Here is a 17,490-nt window from a genome sequence, read left to right as displayed (position 1 = left end):
AGGGCGCCGGCTGGCAGCAGGCGCGAGGCGAACTGGAAAGGTTTTGGTTCGGTCGGGCCATGGCTTTGTTGCGCGCGGCGGACGACGCTGGCGATCCTGGGCTGAAGCTGGCCGTGGCCTGCCTGCGCCGGGCGGCGACCAGTGGCCACCGGCGCGCGGCATTCATGCTCGGGGAATGCCTGCGCCACGGCACCGGAACCGCGATCGACCCGGCCGAGGCGCTCGCCTGGTTGCGGCGTGCCGCCGCGTTGCCCGATGCGAAGGTCATTGTTGGCGACCTGCTTTATTTCGGCCAGGGGGTACCGCGCGATCCGGCCGAAGCCTTCCGCTGGTACCAGCGTGCCGCCATCGAGCACCGGGATGCCTACGCCATGTACAGCTGCGGCTACTGCCTGTTGCACGGAGAGGGCGTGGAGCACGACTTGCGCGCGGCGCTGCGCTGGTTGCGGCGTGCCGCACAGCAAGGCGAAGTCGACGCCTGCCACGAACTGGGCATGGCCTACCTGCGTGAAGGCAGGACGGGGCGGCGTCTGGCGCGCCGCTGGCTGCGTGCCGCCGCCGACCACGGGCACGCCGGGGCACGACGGGTCCTCGACGAAGTCGCCGCCGGCCTGCATCCGGCCTGAGGGTGGGTTCGGCGGCGATTCAGCTTCCGGCGAGTTCCCGCCGCAGGCCGGTGATCGATGCCTCGAGCTGCCGGGCCATTTCGTCAAGCAGGTTCCGTCCCTGGCGGCTGGCATGTCGCGTCGCGACGAACAGCTCATACAAGCGCGAACCGAACAGGCGATGCAGCTCGGATTCGATGGTTGCCAGGCGCGCACGCAGGCGTTCCACCTGGAGCCGGGGCGTGCTTGGGACCGATGCCGTCTCGTTCGCGCCCGGCGCCGAGGCGCGGCTCGCCTTCCATTTGGCGGCAAGGTACTGCAAGCCTTGCTCGTCGCCGTCGCGGTAGGCGTGGTTCGCTTCGATCATGAGTTGCGTGCGCCAGGCGCGGTCGGCTTCGTCGTCGGCCCGGTCGGGGTGGATTTGCTGCGCGATGCGGCGGTACAGCCGCTTGGTCGCCTCACTGCGCGGGACGGCGGGCGCTTCGCGCGCCTGGGCCCGATTGAAGCGCTTCGACTCGCTTGCGGATTGCTCTGCGTGCCGTTCGCGCTCCTCGGCCGTTGTCCGCATGCCCGCATCCTCGGGTTGGCGCTCGGCCGCGCGGCGCGCCAGGCTCGCTTGCAACGCGTCCTGTTCGGCGAGGAGGCGTCCGACCCGCGCATAGTAATCGCGGGTGAATTCGTCCAGTTCGGCTTCGACGCTGGCCAGTTCCAGTTCGAGGTCGGCGATGTCCTGCGTCAGTTGGGCGCGTTCGTGCAACAGGCGCGGGATTTCGTCATCGGGCGCGAGGGCGGTGGGCCGGGCTGGCCCGGCATGCAATCCGATCTGCAGCAGGCAGCCGGTCGAGGCGACCAGATCGGGCGTGGCATCGCAGCGGTAAAGCAGCGTGATGTCGACCTGGCGCGGCGCAAGCATCGTTCGCGCGGCGAGCGGATGAACATGCACCGGGAACAGGGCGGCGAACTCGGGCGGAACGTTGCCGTCCGGCGCCGACCAGGATTGTGCGCGCTGCCAGAGTCCGGGGCAGGCGGCAAGGCGCTGGCGCTGGTGGTTCCAGGCGGCCGTCCGGCTTTCCTCGCCGTCCCGCCAGAGCCGACTTTTCATCAGGGATAGGGTGGCGCGCAGCGCGATCGTGGCGGCGAAGTCGGCGGCGGGGAGGACCAGGCAAAGTGGACGGATGGCGAGCGCAAGCGCATTGGACAGTTCCGGCAAGGCTTCGTCGTCCGCCACCAGGATCAGCAGGCTGCGGCCACGGGCCAGGGCGATTGCGACAAACGCGGCGAGCGTCGCCACGGGTTCCGCCGGCAGGCTTTCCTCGAAGGGCATGGTGCCGGGCGGCGCCTTGGCCAGGCGCGTGAACCAGCGTTCGGCCAGTCGCGTTGCAGCGTCGCCGTCAGTCGCCATCATGCCGGGGCGGCCGTCAGTATCGTTGCCGCAGACTCATCCGGCGGCGGCGACCCTTTCCTCGACGGGAAAGAAAGCGGAACGTGGCACGCCACGCATATGGCCGCACATGGCGAACAACTCCTTCATGTCGAGGATCAGCACGATCTTGCCGTTGGACAGCGTCGTGACGCCGGAGACGCCCTTGGGCCGGAAGTCGTCGAGCGATTTGATCACGGCATCCTCGCGACCCATGAATCCGTCGATGGCGACGATGAAGGAGGAATGCTCCGAAGTCTGCATCAGCACCCCGAAGCCCGGCGGACGCTCGGCCGGCCACCCCAGCAGGTGAGCCAGCGGATACATCGGCAGTACTTCGCCGCGCACCACCATGGTTGCCCGACCACCGACTTCCTGGATGGCGGCGGGCTGGATGGGCATGATCTCGCGCACCAGCGACAGCGGCACCGCGAAGGGCTGGTCGCCGAGTTGCACCAGCAGAACGGGCAGGATCGCCAGCGTCAGCGGCAACGAAATGACGAAGGTCGAGCCCCGCCCGGCGCTGGATTTGATGGCGATGCTGCCCTTCATGCGCTGGATGTTGGTCTTGACCACGTCCATGCCGACGCCGCGGCCGGATACGTCGGAGGCGACGTCCTTGGTCGAGAATCCAGGGAGCAGGATAAGTTCGAAGCTCTGCCGCTCGTCCATCGCATTGGCTTCGTCGATGGTGATCAGACCCTTTTCGACCGCCTTGGCCCGCAGGCGCTCGGGGTTCATGCCGCGCCCGTCATCGGCGATCAGGATCACGATGTGGTCGCCTTCCTGTCGGGCTTCCAGGCGCACATGGGACTTTGCCGGCTTGCCGCCGGCACGACGTTCCTCGGGCGATTCGATGCCGTGATCGACCGCATTGCGGATCAGGTGGATGATCGGATCGCCGAGGTCGTCGATCATCGTCTTGTCGATCTCGGTTTCTTCTCCGATCAGCAGCAGTTCCACGTCCTTGCCAAGGCTGCGGGCCAGGTCGCGGGCGATGCGCGGATACTTCTGGAACAGGCGGCCGACCGGTTGCATGCGGGTTTTCATCACCGCGTTCTGCATGTCCGAGACCAGCAGGTCGAGCTGGCTGATCGCCTGATCCAGGGCATGCAGGGTTTCGGTATCCGTGCGGCCGCTGATGATGTCGGTGCGCAGCGCGTTGAGGCGATTCTTGGTGAGGCCGATCTCGCCGGAGAGGTTCAGCACCTGGTCGAGCCGGACCGTATCCACCCGGATCGACGTGTCCCGGGCTTTTTCGCTATCGCGCCGGCCTGCCGGCGCGATAGCACCCGGCTTGTCGCCGGCCCGGCGGCCGATGGCGGCATTGACGATGGCGTCCGGGGTCTTTTCCGCAACGCCAGTGGATTCAGGCCTTGCAGCGGGGGCGGCGGCCGCTGCCGGTGCCGCCGCCTGTGGCGTCGCGATGGCGGCGAAGAGGGTGTTCCAGTCCGGTCCGCCATCGCCGGCGATGATCGGCGATGCGACGGCGCTTGCAATTTCAGGCGGTGCGGCTTGCCCCGGTGTGCCCGAGGCCGCCGGTGCCTGGCCGGCCAGAGCCGCCTTCAGGTCGTCCAGCAGCGCCGGGTCGGCCGGACTAGGTTGCAGCCCGCGTTCGAGCATGTCGAACATGCCGCGCACCGAGGCTGTCGCGGCAAGGATCACGTCCATGGTTTCGCCGGTCACCTGCAGTTCGTTCTTGCGCAGGCGATCGAAGAGGTTTTCGGTCAGGTGGCACAGCGTCACCAGTTCCGTCGCGTTGAGAAAGCCAGCGCCGCCCTTGATGGTGTGGAAGCCGCGAAATATTTCATTGAGCAGGGCATGGTCGCACGGGTTCTGCTCGAGGTCGATCAGCTTGTTGTCCACGCCAGCCAGCAGTTCGCCCGCCTCGACCAGGAAATCCTGCAGCAGGTCTTCCATTCCTTCGAAATTGCTCATGACGGGCTCCTAGTGAAAGCGCAGGTTCAGAATCCCAGGCTTTCCAGCAGGTCGTCAACCTGCGCCTGGTTGCTGACGACGTCGATGCGTCCCTCGGCACGTATCACCGGACCGTTGAGCAGGCCTTCCGGCGCTTCGGCCTTGCGTTCTGGCGGTATTGCCTGGAGCAGGAGGCCGAGCAACTGATTCTCCAGTCCCTGCACCATTTCGACGACCTTCTTGATCACCTGGCCGGTCAGATCCTGAAAGTCCTGCGCCATCATGATTTCCATCAGTTGCTCGTTGGTCAGCCTGAGTTTCTCCGGCGCCAGCGCAAAGTAGCCGCGGCTGTCTGCAGCCAGTGCCTTGAATTCATCGACCGACAGCTGGTTGGCGAACATTCGCTCCCAACGCTCGCCCAGCGCCTGCGAGCGCGCCAGCAATTCGTCCTGTAGCGGCCGCGCGATGTCGGTGGCGTTGAGCACGCGCGAGGCGGCCTGTTCGGTCATCTGCGCGATGTAGGAAAGGCGCTCGCGCGCATCGGGAATCTGGCGGGCTGAATCTTCCAGCAACTGGTCCATGCCCAGGCCACGCAGGCTGTCATGCAACTGGCGCGCGAGCTGGCCTATGCCATTGAACACGACATCCGGCGCAGCGCCCTCAAAAGCCGGCGCCCCACAGGGACTGCCCTCGGTCGCTGGCGGCACGGCGGCAGCGGGCGCCTGAGCCTGGCTCACGCTATCGAACAGCGCCTGAAGATCGTCCGAGTCGCCGCCATCGGATTGTATTGCCGTCGGCGCCGGCGGTCGCGGCGGCACCGGTTCCGGCACCGGTGCGGCATCGGCCGCGATGCTGTCGAACAGTGCCTGCAGGTCGGCGGAATCGCTGCTGTCGTCGTGTGCGAGTGGATTTGCCATGGTACGGTTTCCCGGTTGCGTTGCGAATGCCGTCAGGCATTCCATCCCAGCTTCTCGAATATCTTGGTGAGCTTCTCACTCAGGGTCGCCGCCGTGAAAGGCTTGACGATGTAACCGGAGGCCCCGGCCTGCGCCGCCTGAATGATGTTTTCGCGCTTGGCTTCGGCAGTGATCATCAGCACCGGCAGGTGCTTCAGGGTCGGATCGGCGCGCACGGCCTGGAGCAGGGCCAGCCCGTCCATGTTCGGCATGTTCCAGTCGGTGACGATGAAGTCGATGCCGCCGGCCTTGAGCCGCTGCAAGGCAACTGCGCCGTCCTCCGCCTCGTCTGTGTTGGCGTAGCCGAGTTCCTTGAGCAGGTTGCGCACGATGCGGCGCATGGTCGAGAAGTCGTCGACGACCAGGAATTTGAGCTTGCTTGGGTCAATTGCCATTTTTTTGCCTCTATTTCAGTTCGTTGCATGCCTGAGCAATTGCGAACGCAGCGTCTGCGCCAGCGCTTCGCCATCGAATTTCGCCACGTAGGCATCCACGCCCACGCTCCTGCCCATGGCGTGGTTGGCCTGGGACGAAAGCGAAGAGTGCATCACCACGGGAATCCCGTCAAAGCGTTTGTCGGACTTGATGTTGCGGGTCAGAACATAGCCGTCCATTTCGGGCATTTCGGCGTCGACCAGGATCAGGTCCAGTTCTTCGCGTACGCTGCATCCCACCTGTTGAGCATGCGATGCCATGCCGGAAAGCCGGGTCCAGGCTTCCATTCCGTTCTGCGCGTACTTGTGATGCACCGCGAGCTTGTCGAGGACCTCCGCGATCTTCTTGCGTGCCACCAGTGAATCGTCCACGAAGAAGACGTTGATCTCGTGGCCGTCGACCATCGGGTCGATCTGGCCGACCAGGGCTTCGCCGAACGTGTCGGCCATGATCTGTTCGACGTCGAGAATCGAGACCAGGCGTCCGTCGTCCAGTTCCGTGATGGCGAGGATGTAGCCCCCGGCGCCGGCGCCGCTGGCCTCCGAGGCTCGCACCCTTTCCCAGTCCACGCGGATGATGCGGTCCACGTCATGGACCAGGAAGCCCAGGTTGCGCTTGTTGTACTCGGTGACCAGCATCGATCCGCCGCGACCGGGTGGCGCATCCTCCAGCTTCATGGCGCCGGCCAGGGACAACACCGGGATCACGCTGCCGCGCAGGCTGATAAGTCCTTCGACGCCGAAGGGCATGTTCGGCGTGCGAGTGATGTCCGGCGTGTCGCTGACCTCGCGCACCTTGAACACGTTGATGCCGAACAGTTCATTGGTGCCGAGGGAAAACAGCAGGATCTCCATTCGATTGGAGCCTGCCAGGCGGGTTCGCGCATCGACGCTGTCGAGCATCCCGCCTGCTCCACGCAAGGCCTGCAGGGATCGCGTCGGTGTGTCGGCCGATTCCGCGTCGGCGGATTCCTGATGCGTGCCCACCAGCAGGCGCGTCAGGGTTTCGGACAGGCGATGCGGTTCGAATTTCGGAATGTACTCGTCGACGCCTACGGAGTGGCCAAGCTGCTGGTTGGACGCGGATGACAGCGACGAATGCATCAGCACCGGGATGCCGATGAAGCGCGGATCGGCCTTGATATTGCGTGTCAGCAGGTAGCCGTCCATCTCCGGCATCTCGACGTCGGTCAGGATCAACTGGAGGTAGTCCTTCACCGGCCGGCGCGCGCGCTCCGCCTGGTCGGCGATGCGACGCAGCTCGTCCCACGCCGCACGTCCGTTTACCGCACTGATGGCGTTTACGCCCATCGTCTCCAGGGTGCGCTGTATCTGTCCGCGCGCCACCGAGGAATCGTCGGCGAAAAGCACCGTGAGATCCGTGCGGTCCAGCGCGGAGATATTGGCGAACTGCGTTTCGTCGGGCTTGACCGTTTCCGCCAGTATCCGCTCGACGTCGAGCAGCATCACCAGGCGACCGTCGGCCAGTTCGGTGACCGCCGTCACCAGGCCGCCCATCTGGCCGGTGAGCATGTCCGGCGGCACGCGCATCTGCGACCAGTCCAGGCGCAGGATGGTATCCACCGAGTCGACCAGGAAGCCCTGGGTGTGGTGGTTGTATTCGGTGACGATCATGATCTGGCGCGGTGCCTCGGTCGCGATGCCGACATAGTCGGAGAGATCGATCACCGGCACCAGGGCGCCACGCAGGCTGACCATGCCTTTCACGGCGGTGGCCATTTCCGGCACCACCGTGATGGGTGGCGTGCCCATCACTTCACGCACCTTGAAGACATTGATACCGAAGGTCTCGCGACGCCCGTTGCGCGGATCCTCGCCGAGCGAGAACAGAAGGATCTCGAGCTTGTTGGTACCCGCCAGACGGGTGCGGGCATCAATATCTTTCAGCAGTTCGGACATGTCTTGCCTTTCGCTATTCCCTGTTGCGCCATGGCTCAGCTTTGCAGCGCGCCAATCAGCGAATCAACCTCGGCTGCCGATTCTTCGAGCATGCTGCTCAGGGTCTTGTCGTCCAGTGCAATGTCGATTCGCGCCTCGGTGCCTTCGCGGCCCTTGCCGGCGAGTTGGGACAGGGGCGACTCCAGCGGTGCCAGGCAGTCCGCCAGCAGCAGGGTGTCAGCCAGTGATTGTGGCGGCATGGCGAGGTAGCCCTGCCACATGCCTTCGATCGCTTCCATTACCGGTGCCGGCGCGCCCAGGCGCTTGAGCACCGCGCGTCCGACCAGCGCCGCGCCACCTTCCTCCCAGGCCAGCAGGGCGCCGTGCTCCGCTTCGAGCAGACCCGGATACTTCACGGCACGCGAGATCAGGTAGAAGGCGCCGACCTCGTGGATGATCCCGGCAAAGAAGGTGGTGTCCGGGTCGACATGGGTGAAGCGACGCGCGATCACCTGGGCCAGGGCGGCGACGTGCGCCGTGTGATGCCACAGGTGCACCGCCAGTTCGCGGTGGCCCGGCGTGCGAGCCATGCCTTCCATCTGTCGCACGACCACTGCTGCCGCAAGTACCCGCAGCGTGTTGAAGCCGAGCCGGGAAACGGCGTTGCGCACGTCGGCGATCGCGCGTCCCGAACGGTTGTAGGTCGCCGAATTGGCGACCGCGACGACGCGTGCCGCCAGCAGGGGGTCGGCCTGCACCAGTTTTGCCAGCTGGTCGATGGAGCAGTCCGGATCGTCGAGCACCCGCTGCACCTTCAGCGCCATATCCGTGGTGGTCGGAAATACCAGTTCGTCGCTGCCAGCGCTCGCGGCGACGCTTTCCAGGATCGCTTGCACGTCCATCGGAGTTCCTTCCCCGGAGCCGGCAGCGCCGGATGTTGGTGGTTGCGTAGGTAGGGTCATGGCCGCCGTCAGAACAGTTCGATCTTCTTTTCGGCCGTCGGCCGCGCCGGGCGGGCCAGCGATTGCTCGTAGTCACGCTCGGCCTTGACCACGTCCTGCAGGCCGGGCTGGCTGATAGGCAGCCTGCGACAGAAGGCGTCGCCGCCGTCCGGCGTGAACAGGACCTTGCGCGACCAGGCGCCGCCGAAATCCTTTGCTGCCAAGGGGATGCCCTCGCGTTCCAGCCACTCCTGGGCAAACTCGGCATTGCGCTGTCCGATCGCCATGAGGATCGACGTCACGATGGTGCCGCCGCCGAAGGCCTTGGCGATGATGCGCTGCTTGGCGGCACCCTTGCTCAGCATCGTGTTGAGCAGCACTTCCATCGAATAGTCGCCTGCCAGGATCACGTCGGTGTCGTCGCCGGCGGACTTGGTGCGGCTGGGCAGCAGGAAATGGTTCATGCCGGCGAGGCGCAGCTTGGGGTCGTAGAGGCAGACCGCGACGCAGGAGCCGAGCAGGGTCGTGATCGGGCGTTCCGTTTCGACCGCCCAACCGCCCGGGTTGATGTTGCGGGCGCGGCGCTCGAGGTCTTTCGGGTCGTGTTCGACGGGTGGCATGGCGCGGGATTCCTGGAATGGTTCAGCCGTAGGAGATGATCTCGGCCGGGATGGCATCGAGCGGCACGACGCGATCCACGCCGCCCATGCGGATGGCTTCTTTCGGCATGCCGAACACGATGCAGGTCGATTCGTCCTCGGCTATCGTGAGCGCCCCGGCGTCGTGCATTTCCTTCATGCCACGCGCGCCATCGTCGCCCATGCCGGTCATGATTACCCCCAGTGCATTGCGTCCGGCGATTTGCGCCACGGAGCGGAACAGGACATCGACCGATGGCTTGTGCCGATTCACCAGGGGGCCGTCGGCGACTTCGACATAGTACTGGGCGCCGCTGCGCCTCAGCATCATGTGGCGGCCGCCGGGCGCGATCAGGGCACGGCCGGGCATGATGCGGTCGCCGTTTTGTGCTTCGCGCACTTCCAGCTTGCACAGGTTGTTGAGGCGGTCGGCAAACATGGCGGTGAATTTTTCCGGCATGTGCTGGACGATGACGATGCCGCTGCCCACGTTGGGCAGTTTCGTCAGCACCGCCTCCAGGGCCTGGGTGCCGCCGGTCGAGGTGCCGATGGCGACGACGCGGTCCGTGGTTTCCGCCATGGCGCGCGTGCTGGCGGCCTGGGCGGCGAGTACGGCGTCGGCGGTCAGCTTGGGTGGTGGCGCCAGCGCGCGCCCGGCGCCGCGCGTGAGATGGCCCATGTTGGCTCGTGCCGCGGCGCGCACGGCCGAGACCAGGTCGTTGCCGGCGTCCTGGAGGAACTGCTTGACCCCCAGCTTGGGCTTGGTGATGATCGCCAGCGCACCTGCGGCCAGTGCGTCCATGGTCGCGCTGGCGCCCTTTTCCGCCAGCGACGAACAGACGATGGTCGGCGTCGGATGCTCGCTCATGATCTTCTTGAGGAAGGTCAGGCCGTCCATGCGCGGCATCTCGATGTCGATCACGAGCACATCGGGCCATTGCGCCTTCATCTTGTCCAGCGCATAGAGCGGGTCGGAGGCGGCACCTATGACCTCTATATCCGCTTCGCGCTCCAGCGTCTCGCGGTTCACCTGGCGCACCACGGCCGAGTCATCGACGATCATTACCTTGATCCTGTTTGCCATGGCTCAGGTCGGCAACTGGTAAATGGTGGGTTTGACCGAGCGTAGCGTGTCGGTCAGTCCGTTGAGGCTTTCCGAATGGCCGACGATGAAATAGCCGCCGGGATGCAACTGCTCGACCAGTCGTGCAACCACCTGGCGCTTGGTCTCGGCATCGAAATAGATCATCACGTTGCGCAGGAAGATGACGTGGAACTTGCCCAGCGCGGGCAGCGTGCGGTTCAGGTTGACCTGCATGAATCGCGTATGGCGCTTGATTTCGGGGGCGATCATGAAGCCTCCCTCCTGGCTGCGCACGCCCTTCAGGCAGTACTTGCGCAGGTAGTTCTGGGGCAGGCCGCGGGTTCGGTCGAGCCAGTACAGGCCGCGCTCCGCGGTGCTCAGGACGGCGGTCGAGATGTCGGAACCGGTAACGCTCCATTGGGCGTCGATGCCCAGCGTATCGGCCAGCACGAAGGAAATGGTGTAGATCTCCTCGCCGGTGGACGAAGCGGCGCTCCAGACGTTGAAAGGGCTGCCAGAAGGATGGTTGGCCACGATCGTCTTGGTGAGAAAGTCGAAATGCGCCTCTTCGCGGAAGAAATAGGTCTCGTTGGTGGTCAGCAGGTCGACCATGGTCTGCAACTCGTCCGCTTCGTTGCCGCTGGAAACGAGGTGGAAATAGTCACCGAAGCTCGGCAGGTTAAGGTGTCGCAAGCGCCGTCCGAGGCGCCCGGCCAGCAACACCTTTTTCGAGTCGGCCAGGCTGATGCCCGCGATGCGGTAGATCAGCTTCTGGAACTGGGCGAACTCGGCGGTACTGATTTCCGGATTGTCGAATGCAGCCATAAAATGTTTACGCAAGCAAGAGATGACTGATTTATTGGCGGTTTGGCTACCCACGATTGCCCGAAACGCAGCTAAAATGCGGCGTCAACAAGCGCTTAAATAGTTTTTCGAGCCCGATTCCTTTTGCCTATGTTCTCAAAGAGGCCGCTTCTTGTGCATCCGGAAATTACGCTGCAAACTGCGGTATCTACGTAGGCGCGAACCATCGCGCGATGTACGAGGATTCCGGCCCGCCGAAATGCGATAGAGGTTCTGCTTCTCGATGTCAACCAAGAAACCCGACCGCCCCCAGCCGAATGTCTATCTGATCGACGACGACCAGGTAATCACCTTTCTCCTGGTGGACCTCGTCGAATCGGTGGGCTTGCCCTATGCGGTCTTCAACGACGCGCCGAGTTTCCTCAAGCAGGATCTGTCCTCGCTTGCCGGTTGCATCGTTACCGACGTACGCATGCCCGGCATGAGCGGGTTGGAACTGCAGGACGAACTGCGGCACCAGGGCATCGATCTGCCGATCATATTCATATCGAGTTATGCCGAGGTGGCTTCGGTGGTGCGTGCGATGCGCGGCGGTGCGCTGGACTTCTTCCAGAAGCCGTTTTCCACGCAACGCCTGCTCGATCGCATCCAGGACGGCTTGCGCATCGATCGCGCGCGTGCCGAGATCCAGGCGCGCAGCCGCGAAATCGGCGAACGTATGGCGCTCTTGACACCGCGCGAAAGGGAAGTCCTCGAGGGCGTATTCGAGGGCAAATTGACCAAGACCATCGCCCACGAACTGGGCATCAGCCAGCGCACCGCCGAAACCTACCGGCATTTGATCATGCAGAAACTTCAGGCCGGATCGATCGCCGAACTGGTGCGCCTGACCATGGAATTCATGCCCGGCAAAAGCTAGCATGCCTGGCCGGGTGGACGTCGCGCCTCATGCGGCGACGCCCGTACTGTCGCGGAACTCGCGCAAGGTGGCCGCGGCGGCTTCATAGTCGAAGGCGTCGATCCGGTCCTGCATCGTGGCGGCCACCGGGCCCATGGCGCTGGTTAGCAGATCCGCTTCTTCCTTGGCCAGATAGCTGGCCGCCATGTCACCCTGTTCGAGGAAGTTCTCCAGTTGGCTGAGGACTTCGGAAAGGCGCGTGGGCCTTTGCGTGACCACCCCGGGTTCGGCCGGCTCGGCCGACTCTTCGCGGATGCTGGCCACCAGTCGCGACAGGCTCTCGGCGAGGCCCATGCTCAGGCGACGGATTTCCTCGACACCATGGCTGTTGTCCATGGCGGACAGCACCGTGCTGGCCGCTTCGGATACGCCGACGGCGCCCAGCATGCCGGCGGACCCGCGCAGCGAATGGGCGAGCGGTTCGATCGCGGCCAGGTCGCCGGAAGCGAGCTTCGACAATATCTGGTCGGCATGCTGGTGGTAGCCGTCGGCAAACAGAACCAGCAGGCGGGCGAACTTGCCGACGTTGCCGCGCATCATCGCCAGGCCCAGCCCCAGGTCCAGGCCGGGAATCCCGGCCAGCCGGCGTCGCAGCAGTTCGTCGGGTTGCCCCAGGCGCGGCGCGACCGGCGTGCCTGCCGGGGCGACGGATGTCGCCGCTTCGCCATCGCGCGCGGCCGGGCCATTGCGTGGCAGCCACTGCAGCAACTTGGCGTAGAACTGCTGCGGTTCGACAGGCTTGGTGACAAAGTCGCTCATTCCTGCAGCGTTGCAGGCGGCACGGTCCTCGTCGAAGGCATTGGCCGTCATGGCCAGAATCGGGATTTTGGCGCCACCGGGCAGGAGCCGGATCGCGCGCGTCGCATCCAGGCCGTTCAGCACCGGCATCTGGATGTCCATCAGGACAAGGTCGTAGGCGATGTTGGTGGCCTTGGCGACGGCTTCGCTGCCGTTCTTCGCGATGTCGGCGGTCAGTCCGGCGGCGTGAATCAGCTCCAGGGCGACCTCGCGATTGATCGCGTTGTCCTCGGTGAGCAGTATCCGCGCATCGGCATGGCGGTGCCGCAATTCGGCTTCGACGTCGTCGTGCGTGGCGTCGGGCAGCCGCTTTGCGTTGGGCACGATGCCGTGGCCGCGTTGCAGGCGCACGGTGAACCAGAAGTTGCTGCCACGTCCGACCTGGCTTTCGACACCGGATTCGCCATCCATCATGGCCGCCAGGCGACGGCTGATCGCCAGCCCGAGGCCGGTGCCCCCGTAGTTGCGGGTAGTGGACGCGTCGGCCTGGACGAAGGCCTGGAACAGGCCGGGCAACTGGTCAGCGGGGATGCCGATGCCGGTATCTTCGACCTCGAAGCGGATCTTCACGTCATCGTCGGTTTCCTCCTCCAGCAACGCCCGCAGCGTGATCGATCCGTGCTTGGTGAACTTGACGGCATTGCCGGCGTAATTGAGCAGTGCCTGGCGCAGGCGCGTCGGATCGCCGCGCAGCCAGTGGGGAACACCTTCGCATTCGAGGCGGACGTCGATTCCCTTCGAGCGTGCCTGCTCGGCGATCAGCGACTGGGTGTGGTCCAGGATCGCAGAGAGGGAGAAATCGGTTTGTTCCAGCGTCAGCCGGCCTGCCTCGATCTTGGACAGGTCGAGTACGTCGTTGATGATTGCCAGCAGATGCTCCGCAGCCTCGTCGATCTTGGTCAGTTTCTCGGCCTGCTCCGGGGTCGGCCGGGTGCGGCGCAGGATGTAGGTTAGGCCGACGATGGCATTCATGGGCGTGCGGATCTCGTGGCTCATGTTGGCCAGGAAGCTGCTCTTGGCCACATTGGCGGCTTCGGCCTGGCGCCGTGCTTCATCGAGTTGTGCGGTTCTGTTGGCCACCAGTTGCTCCAGGTGATGACGGTGCTGGTCCAGTTCCCGGCTGACGCGCCGCTTTTCGGTGATGTCTTCCTGCACCGCGACGTAGTGGCTGATGGAACCGTCGGGCTGGTGGATGGGCGTGACGATCGCGAATTCCACGTACTCGCTGCCATCCTTCCGTCGGTTGATGAATTCCCCCTTCCAGGGGATGCCCTGAACCAGTTGTTTCCACATCGCTTCATAGGTTTCTGGCGGTGTCTGGCCCGAATGCAGGATGTTCGGCTTCTTGCCGAGGACTTCGTCGCGGCGGAAGCCCGTGGTTTGGCAGAAGGCTTCGTTGACGTACTCGATCTCCGCCTTGGTGTTGGTGATGACGATGCTTTCGGAGCTTTGTTCCACCGCCAGTGAAAGCTTTCTCACCATTTCGTCGGATTTGCGGCGTTCGCTGACGTCCATCATGATGCCGCGCAGCCAGCGTGGCGTGCCGTCCTTGGCAACCACGGTCACCTTGTCATGGACCCAGACCGTGCGGCCGTCGCGGGCGATCAGGCGATATTCGAGGTTGTAGGGTTCGCCGCGTGCCGTGCAAGCGATCCGGTGCGCCGGCGCCCACTCCTTGTCCTGGGGATGCAGGTGCCTTGCCCAGAATTCGGGTTGTGTCCATTCCTGTACGGTGTAGCCCAACAGGCGCTCGGCCTGGGGATTCACGAAGGTGAATTCGAAGGTGGTCGCATCGGCTTCCCAGACAATGCCGTCGGTGGTGTTGACCAGGTCGCGGAAGCGTTGTTCCGAGGCGCGCAGGATGTTCTCCGCGGCCAGGCGTTCGCTGATGTCCCGTATGTAGGCAGTGAACAGGTAGTTCTCGCCGTGACGCATGGCGCCGATGGTCAGTTCGATGGGGAACTCGGAGCCGTCGGCGCGCATCCCGGTCAGTTCCACGCGCTTGCCCACTACGTTGCGCTGTCCGGTTTGGACGAAGCGTTCGAGGCCCTGGCGATGGCGCTCGCGATAGGTGGGCGGCACGATCAGGTCACCCAGCGTTTGGCCCAGGGCCTCTTCCGCCGGATAGTGGAAAATGCTTTCGGCGCTGGCATTCCAGGCCTGCACGATGCCGTCCTGGTCGATGCAGATCACCGCGTCCATCGCCGAATCGAGCAGCAACTGCGCCCGTGCCAGGGAATCCTTGAGCGACGCGGCGGTGGCGGCGAGATCGCTTTCCATCCGCTTGCGCTCGGTGATGTCGCGGGCGATGCCGAAGGTGCCGATGACCTTGCCCGCGGCGTCGTGCAGCGGACCTTTGGTTGCGAGCAGGGTACGGTGGCCCTCGCTGCCGCTGAGGGACTCCTCGCGGGTGCGAATGGAATTGGCTTCGCGAAGTTCCCGGTCGAGTTCCATGAGCCGCTGCGCTTCCTCCGGCGGGAACAGTTCGCCGTCGGTCCTGCCCAGCACTTCGGCGGCATCCCTGCCGACGAAACGCGCGGCCGCCGGATTGAACAACAGGTAGCGGCCGCCCTCGTCCTTGGCGAAAATGGCGTCGTCGGACCCGCGCGCCAGGGCATCGAGCAGTTCCAGCGAGCGCAGCTTTTCAGCCCGATCGGCGCTGTCCTGCCTGGCATCCGCCAGGCACTGGTGCTGGCGCCAGAAGATGGCCCCGATCGCCGCCAGGAAAAGGGCCAGCAGGCCAGCCAGGCCGATCCACAGACTTTCCAGCCAGGCGGCTTCGAACAGTTCAGCGCGATCGACCTTGGCGATCAAGTGCCAATCGGTACCGGGCACCGGACGCGCCACACCCAGCACCGGCATGCCTCGGTAGTCTTCGCCCTCGAACAGGCGGCCTGGCTCGATTTCGCCGCGCAGGGTCTGGGCGGCAAGCAGCGCCGGCGTGGCGACCGGCAAGCGCAAGCTGTAGGCGGCGTCGCTGGTGTGGCGCAAGTCGTTGAGGTAGAGCACCTGTTCGCCGTCGCGGCGGAACAAAAGGACTTCCGCACTGGCGCTCGGCACCGGCCAAGATTGCAGCAGGGGGAAGAGTTCGCGGTCCGAGTCGACGCCAAGGATGACAATGCCGGCAGGCTGGCCGGGTTTTGTCGCCAGCGGGGCCATGAAACCCAGATTGAGGTGTCCGGATTCGTCGCGATAGGGTTGGGGCTGTCCGACCGCCCGCCGCTCGATGGCGCCATCCGCCGCCGCCAGCAGGCGCGGATCGCGCGGCGGCGCTTCGCCGGAAGAGCTCCAGATGTTCCGCCCGGCGTGGTCGCGCAAGCTCACGGTGGCATAAGGTTTGCTGACGCGGTAGTTGTCGAGGTGGGCCACCAGCTTGCCAAGCGCGACCTGATTCCTGTGCATCATCCAGCTCGCATAGTCCTCCGCGTGGCTCGGGTCGGTGGCCAGGTGCTGGGCGTCACCGCGCCGCTCTCGCAGCCAGTCGACGATCTGTCGCGTCTTGGTATCGGCGATTGTCTGGATGCGGCTGGCCTCGATTCGCCGGTGTTCGGCCAGGCGGACCTCGATGGCGGTGAACGTCGCGGAAAGGATAGCCACTCCAATCACGGCCAGCGGCAACCGCAACGAGCGGCGTGGATGCGCCACGAACGGGTCCCCTGAAAAACCGGAATTGCCCAGCAGCACGTAGAGCAGCAGGGTTGTCATGGCGACGAAGGCCAGGCCCTTGAGCACGCCGGCCACCGCGATCAGTCCCGGGTCATCCAGCAGGCGGTTCATCGCCGCCTCGGAAAGCAGCATCCAGAGCGTGCCGAATGCGGCGTAGCCGAGCACCACCGTCATGATGGCGGCACGGCTGCGACCGGTCCGGTGCGCTTTTGCGTTCATGTCGCCGCGTCGCTGTGCTGTGCCGCGATTGCCGCGAATTCGTCGAAACCGGCAAGGAACACGTCGGCGATGTCCGGATCGAACTGGCGCCCGCGTTCCGAGCTGATGATCTCGACCACCTGCGTGAGCGGCATCGCGTCCTTGTAGCAGCGCCGGGAAATCAGTGCATCGAACACGTCGGCCATGGTCATCAGCCGCGCCGAAAGCGGAATCGCATCTTCCTGCAGTCCGTCGGGATAGCCGCGGCCGTCCCAGCGTTCGTGGTGCCAGTGCGCGACTTCCTTGGCCAGCCCAAGGAACTCCACCGGCCTGTCCATGTCGCGCTCGGCCTGTTCGATGGCGTCGCTGCCGAGTTTGGAATGGGTCTTCATGATCTCCCATTCCTCGGCCGTCAGCTTGCCCGGTTTTTGCAGGATGGAATCGGGAATGCCGACCTTGCCGATGTCGTGCAGCGGCGCCGAGGCCGCGAGCATCTTGATGTAGTCGTCATCGAGCGTGGCGCGGAAGCGGGGATGCGTCTGCAGGCGGGTCGCCAGCAGACGCACGTAGCCCTGGGTGCGCAGGATGTGGTTCCCGGTCTCCGGGTCGCGGGTCTCCGCGAGGTGGGCGAGGGCGCGGATGCTGACGGCCTGGATCAACTCGTTTTCTTCCATGCGTCGCGCGACCTCGGCTTCCAGCGCCGCGTTCTGGTCGCGCAGCCAGTTGCCGGCCAGGCGCGCCAGCAACTGGCTGCGCACCCTGGCGAGCACCACGTCCGGCTTGATCGGCTTGGTGATGTAGTCGGCGGCACCGTGCTGGAAGCCGCGTTCCTCGTCGCGCGCGTTGTCCAGGGCGGTGAGGAACATCACCGGGATGTCGCGCGTCCGCGGATCCTGCCGCAGCGCGGCGAGGACCTGGTAGCCATCCATCTCCGGCATCATCACGTCGAGCACGATCAGCGCCGGGCGCGGCTCCTGTGCCGCGTAGCGCAGCGCGGCACGGCCCGAGGTGGCGGCCTTGACCTGGTAGCCCGCATCGTGCAGCAGGTCGCCGAGCACGCTCAGGTTGGCCGGCACGTCGTCGACGATCAGCACCAGCGAACCCTTCACCGCATCGGCGGAAAGCGAGGGTTCGCTGAAAAGAATCTCACCGGGTGTGTTCATGGCTGCCAA

Annotated in this window: 13 protein-coding genes and 1 pseudogene; 2 read left to right on the top strand and 12 right to left on the bottom strand. The window is 65.0% G+C overall.

Annotated elements, in window-relative coordinates; all coding sequences use genetic code 11:
* The coding region (locus J0M27_RS02980; RefSeq protein WP_294987297.1) for a tetratricopeptide repeat protein at nucleotides 1-626 on the top strand (626 nt) is incomplete at its 5' end.
* Nucleotides 627-645: 19 nt separating this feature from the next.
* On the opposite strand, the gene J0M27_RS02975 is transcribed toward J0M27_RS02980, so the two are convergent.
* The 10 genes and pseudogenes from J0M27_RS02975 to J0M27_RS02930 form a co-directional block, all read right to left on the bottom strand.
* Complete coding sequence (locus tag J0M27_RS02975; RefSeq protein ID WP_294987295.1) at nucleotides 646-2,010, bottom strand: hypothetical protein; 1,365 nt, start codon at nucleotides 2,008-2,010, stop codon at nucleotides 646-648.
* Between the two features lie 33 nt (nucleotides 2,011-2,043).
* Nucleotides 2,044-3,963, bottom strand: coding sequence for a chemotaxis protein CheA (locus J0M27_RS02970; RefSeq protein ID WP_294987293.1), 1,920 nt, complete (start codon nucleotides 3,961-3,963; stop codon nucleotides 2,044-2,046).
* 26 nt (nucleotides 3,964-3,989) lie between these two features.
* Nucleotides 3,990-4,859: a protein phosphatase CheZ gene (gene cheZ, locus J0M27_RS02965; protein WP_294987291.1), complete on the bottom strand. Its 870-nt coding sequence runs from the start codon at nucleotides 4,857-4,859 to the stop codon at nucleotides 3,990-3,992.
* 32 nt (nucleotides 4,860-4,891) lie between these two features.
* Complete coding sequence (cheY, locus tag J0M27_RS02960; protein WP_294987289.1) at nucleotides 4,892-5,293, bottom strand: chemotaxis response regulator CheY; 402 nt, start codon at nucleotides 5,291-5,293, stop codon at nucleotides 4,892-4,894.
* A gap of 15 nt (nucleotides 5,294-5,308) precedes the next feature.
* Nucleotides 5,309-6,235, bottom strand: coding sequence for a chemotaxis protein (locus tag J0M27_RS02955; RefSeq protein WP_294987304.1), 927 nt, complete (start codon nucleotides 6,233-6,235; stop codon nucleotides 5,309-5,311).
* A gap of 84 nt (nucleotides 6,236-6,319) precedes the next feature.
* Nucleotides 6,320-7,252: pseudogene (locus tag J0M27_RS02950) on the bottom strand (chemotaxis protein); the annotation flags it as partial.
* 35 nt (nucleotides 7,253-7,287) lie between these two features.
* Nucleotides 7,288-8,133, bottom strand: coding sequence for an HDOD domain-containing protein (locus J0M27_RS02945; RefSeq protein WP_294987287.1), 846 nt, complete (start codon nucleotides 8,131-8,133; stop codon nucleotides 7,288-7,290).
* Nucleotides 8,134-8,201: 68 nt separating this feature from the next.
* Nucleotides 8,202-8,792, bottom strand: coding sequence for a chemotaxis protein CheD (locus J0M27_RS02940; protein WP_294987285.1), 591 nt, complete (start codon nucleotides 8,790-8,792; stop codon nucleotides 8,202-8,204).
* Nucleotides 8,793-8,814: 22 nt separating this feature from the next.
* Entirely contained in the window at nucleotides 8,815-9,894 is a 1,080-nt protein-coding gene (locus J0M27_RS02935) for a chemotaxis response regulator protein-glutamate methylesterase (RefSeq protein ID WP_294987283.1), read from the bottom strand.
* 3 nt (nucleotides 9,895-9,897) lie between these two features.
* Nucleotides 9,898-10,719: a protein-glutamate O-methyltransferase CheR gene (locus J0M27_RS02930; protein WP_294987281.1), complete on the bottom strand. Its 822-nt coding sequence runs from the start codon at nucleotides 10,717-10,719 to the stop codon at nucleotides 9,898-9,900.
* 262 nt (nucleotides 10,720-10,981) lie between these two features.
* Here J0M27_RS02930 and J0M27_RS02925 point away from each other — a divergent pair, with 262 nt between their 5' ends.
* Nucleotides 10,982-11,617 (top strand): response regulator, encoded by a 636-nt coding sequence (locus J0M27_RS02925; protein ID WP_294987279.1) that lies wholly within the window; start codon nucleotides 10,982-10,984, stop codon nucleotides 11,615-11,617.
* A 27-nt stretch (nucleotides 11,618-11,644) separates the two neighbouring features.
* On the opposite strand, the gene J0M27_RS02920 is transcribed toward J0M27_RS02925, so the two are convergent.
* Both J0M27_RS02920 and J0M27_RS02915 read right to left on the bottom strand, forming a co-directional pair.
* Nucleotides 11,645-16,339, bottom strand: coding sequence for a PAS domain S-box protein (locus J0M27_RS02920; RefSeq protein ID WP_294987277.1), 4,695 nt, complete (start codon nucleotides 16,337-16,339; stop codon nucleotides 11,645-11,647).
* Nucleotides 16,336-17,481, bottom strand: a complete 1,146-nt coding sequence (locus J0M27_RS02915) for a two-component system response regulator (protein ID WP_294987275.1) — start codon at nucleotides 17,479-17,481, stop codon at nucleotides 16,336-16,338. Before J0M27_RS02915 ends, J0M27_RS02920 begins: the two co-directional genes overlap by 4 nt.
* Nucleotides 17,482-17,490 lie beyond the last annotated feature (9 nt).

Source organism: Sulfuritalea sp., assembly GCF_017302275.1.
GTDB lineage: Bacteria > Pseudomonadota > Gammaproteobacteria > Burkholderiales > Rhodocyclaceae > Sulfuritalea.
This window is presented reverse-complemented; position numbering and strand designations above follow the sequence as displayed.

What these genes read in the sequence shown, in the direction of transcription:
- J0M27_RS02955 (WP_294987304.1), bottom strand. Translation starts at nt 6,235, where the DNA reads ATGCTCGACAGCGTCGATGCGCGAACCCGCCTGGCAGGCTCCAATCGA.
- cheZ (WP_294987291.1), bottom strand. Translation starts at nt 4,859, where the DNA reads ATGGCAAATCCACTCGCACACGACGACAGCAGCGATTCCGCCGACCTG.
- J0M27_RS02930 (WP_294987281.1), bottom strand. Translation starts at nt 10,719, where the DNA reads ATGGCTGCATTCGACAATCCGGAAATCAGTACCGCCGAGTTCGCCCAG.
- J0M27_RS02975 (WP_294987295.1), bottom strand. Translation starts at nt 2,010, where the DNA reads ATGATGGCGACTGACGGCGACGCTGCAACGCGACTGGCCGAACGCTGG.
- J0M27_RS02925 (WP_294987279.1), top strand. Translation starts at nt 10,982, where the DNA reads ATGTCAACCAAGAAACCCGACCGCCCCCAGCCGAATGTCTATCTGATC.
- J0M27_RS02920 (WP_294987277.1), bottom strand. Translation starts at nt 16,339, where the DNA reads ATGAACGCAAAAGCGCACCGGACCGGTCGCAGCCGTGCCGCCATCATG.
- cheY (WP_294987289.1), bottom strand. Translation starts at nt 5,293, where the DNA reads ATGGCAATTGACCCAAGCAAGCTCAAATTCCTGGTCGTCGACGACTTC.
- J0M27_RS02945 (WP_294987287.1), bottom strand. Translation starts at nt 8,133, where the DNA reads ATGGACGTGCAAGCGATCCTGGAAAGCGTCGCCGCGAGCGCTGGCAGC.
- J0M27_RS02935 (WP_294987283.1), bottom strand. Translation starts at nt 9,894, where the DNA reads ATGGCAAACAGGATCAAGGTAATGATCGTCGATGACTCGGCCGTGGTG.
- J0M27_RS02915 (WP_294987275.1), bottom strand. Translation starts at nt 17,481, where the DNA reads ATGAACACACCCGGTGAGATTCTTTTCAGCGAACCCTCGCTTTCCGCC.
- J0M27_RS02970 (WP_294987293.1), bottom strand. Translation starts at nt 3,963, where the DNA reads ATGAGCAATTTCGAAGGAATGGAAGACCTGCTGCAGGATTTCCTGGTC.
- J0M27_RS02940 (WP_294987285.1), bottom strand. Translation starts at nt 8,792, where the DNA reads ATGCCACCCGTCGAACACGACCCGAAAGACCTCGAGCGCCGCGCCCGC.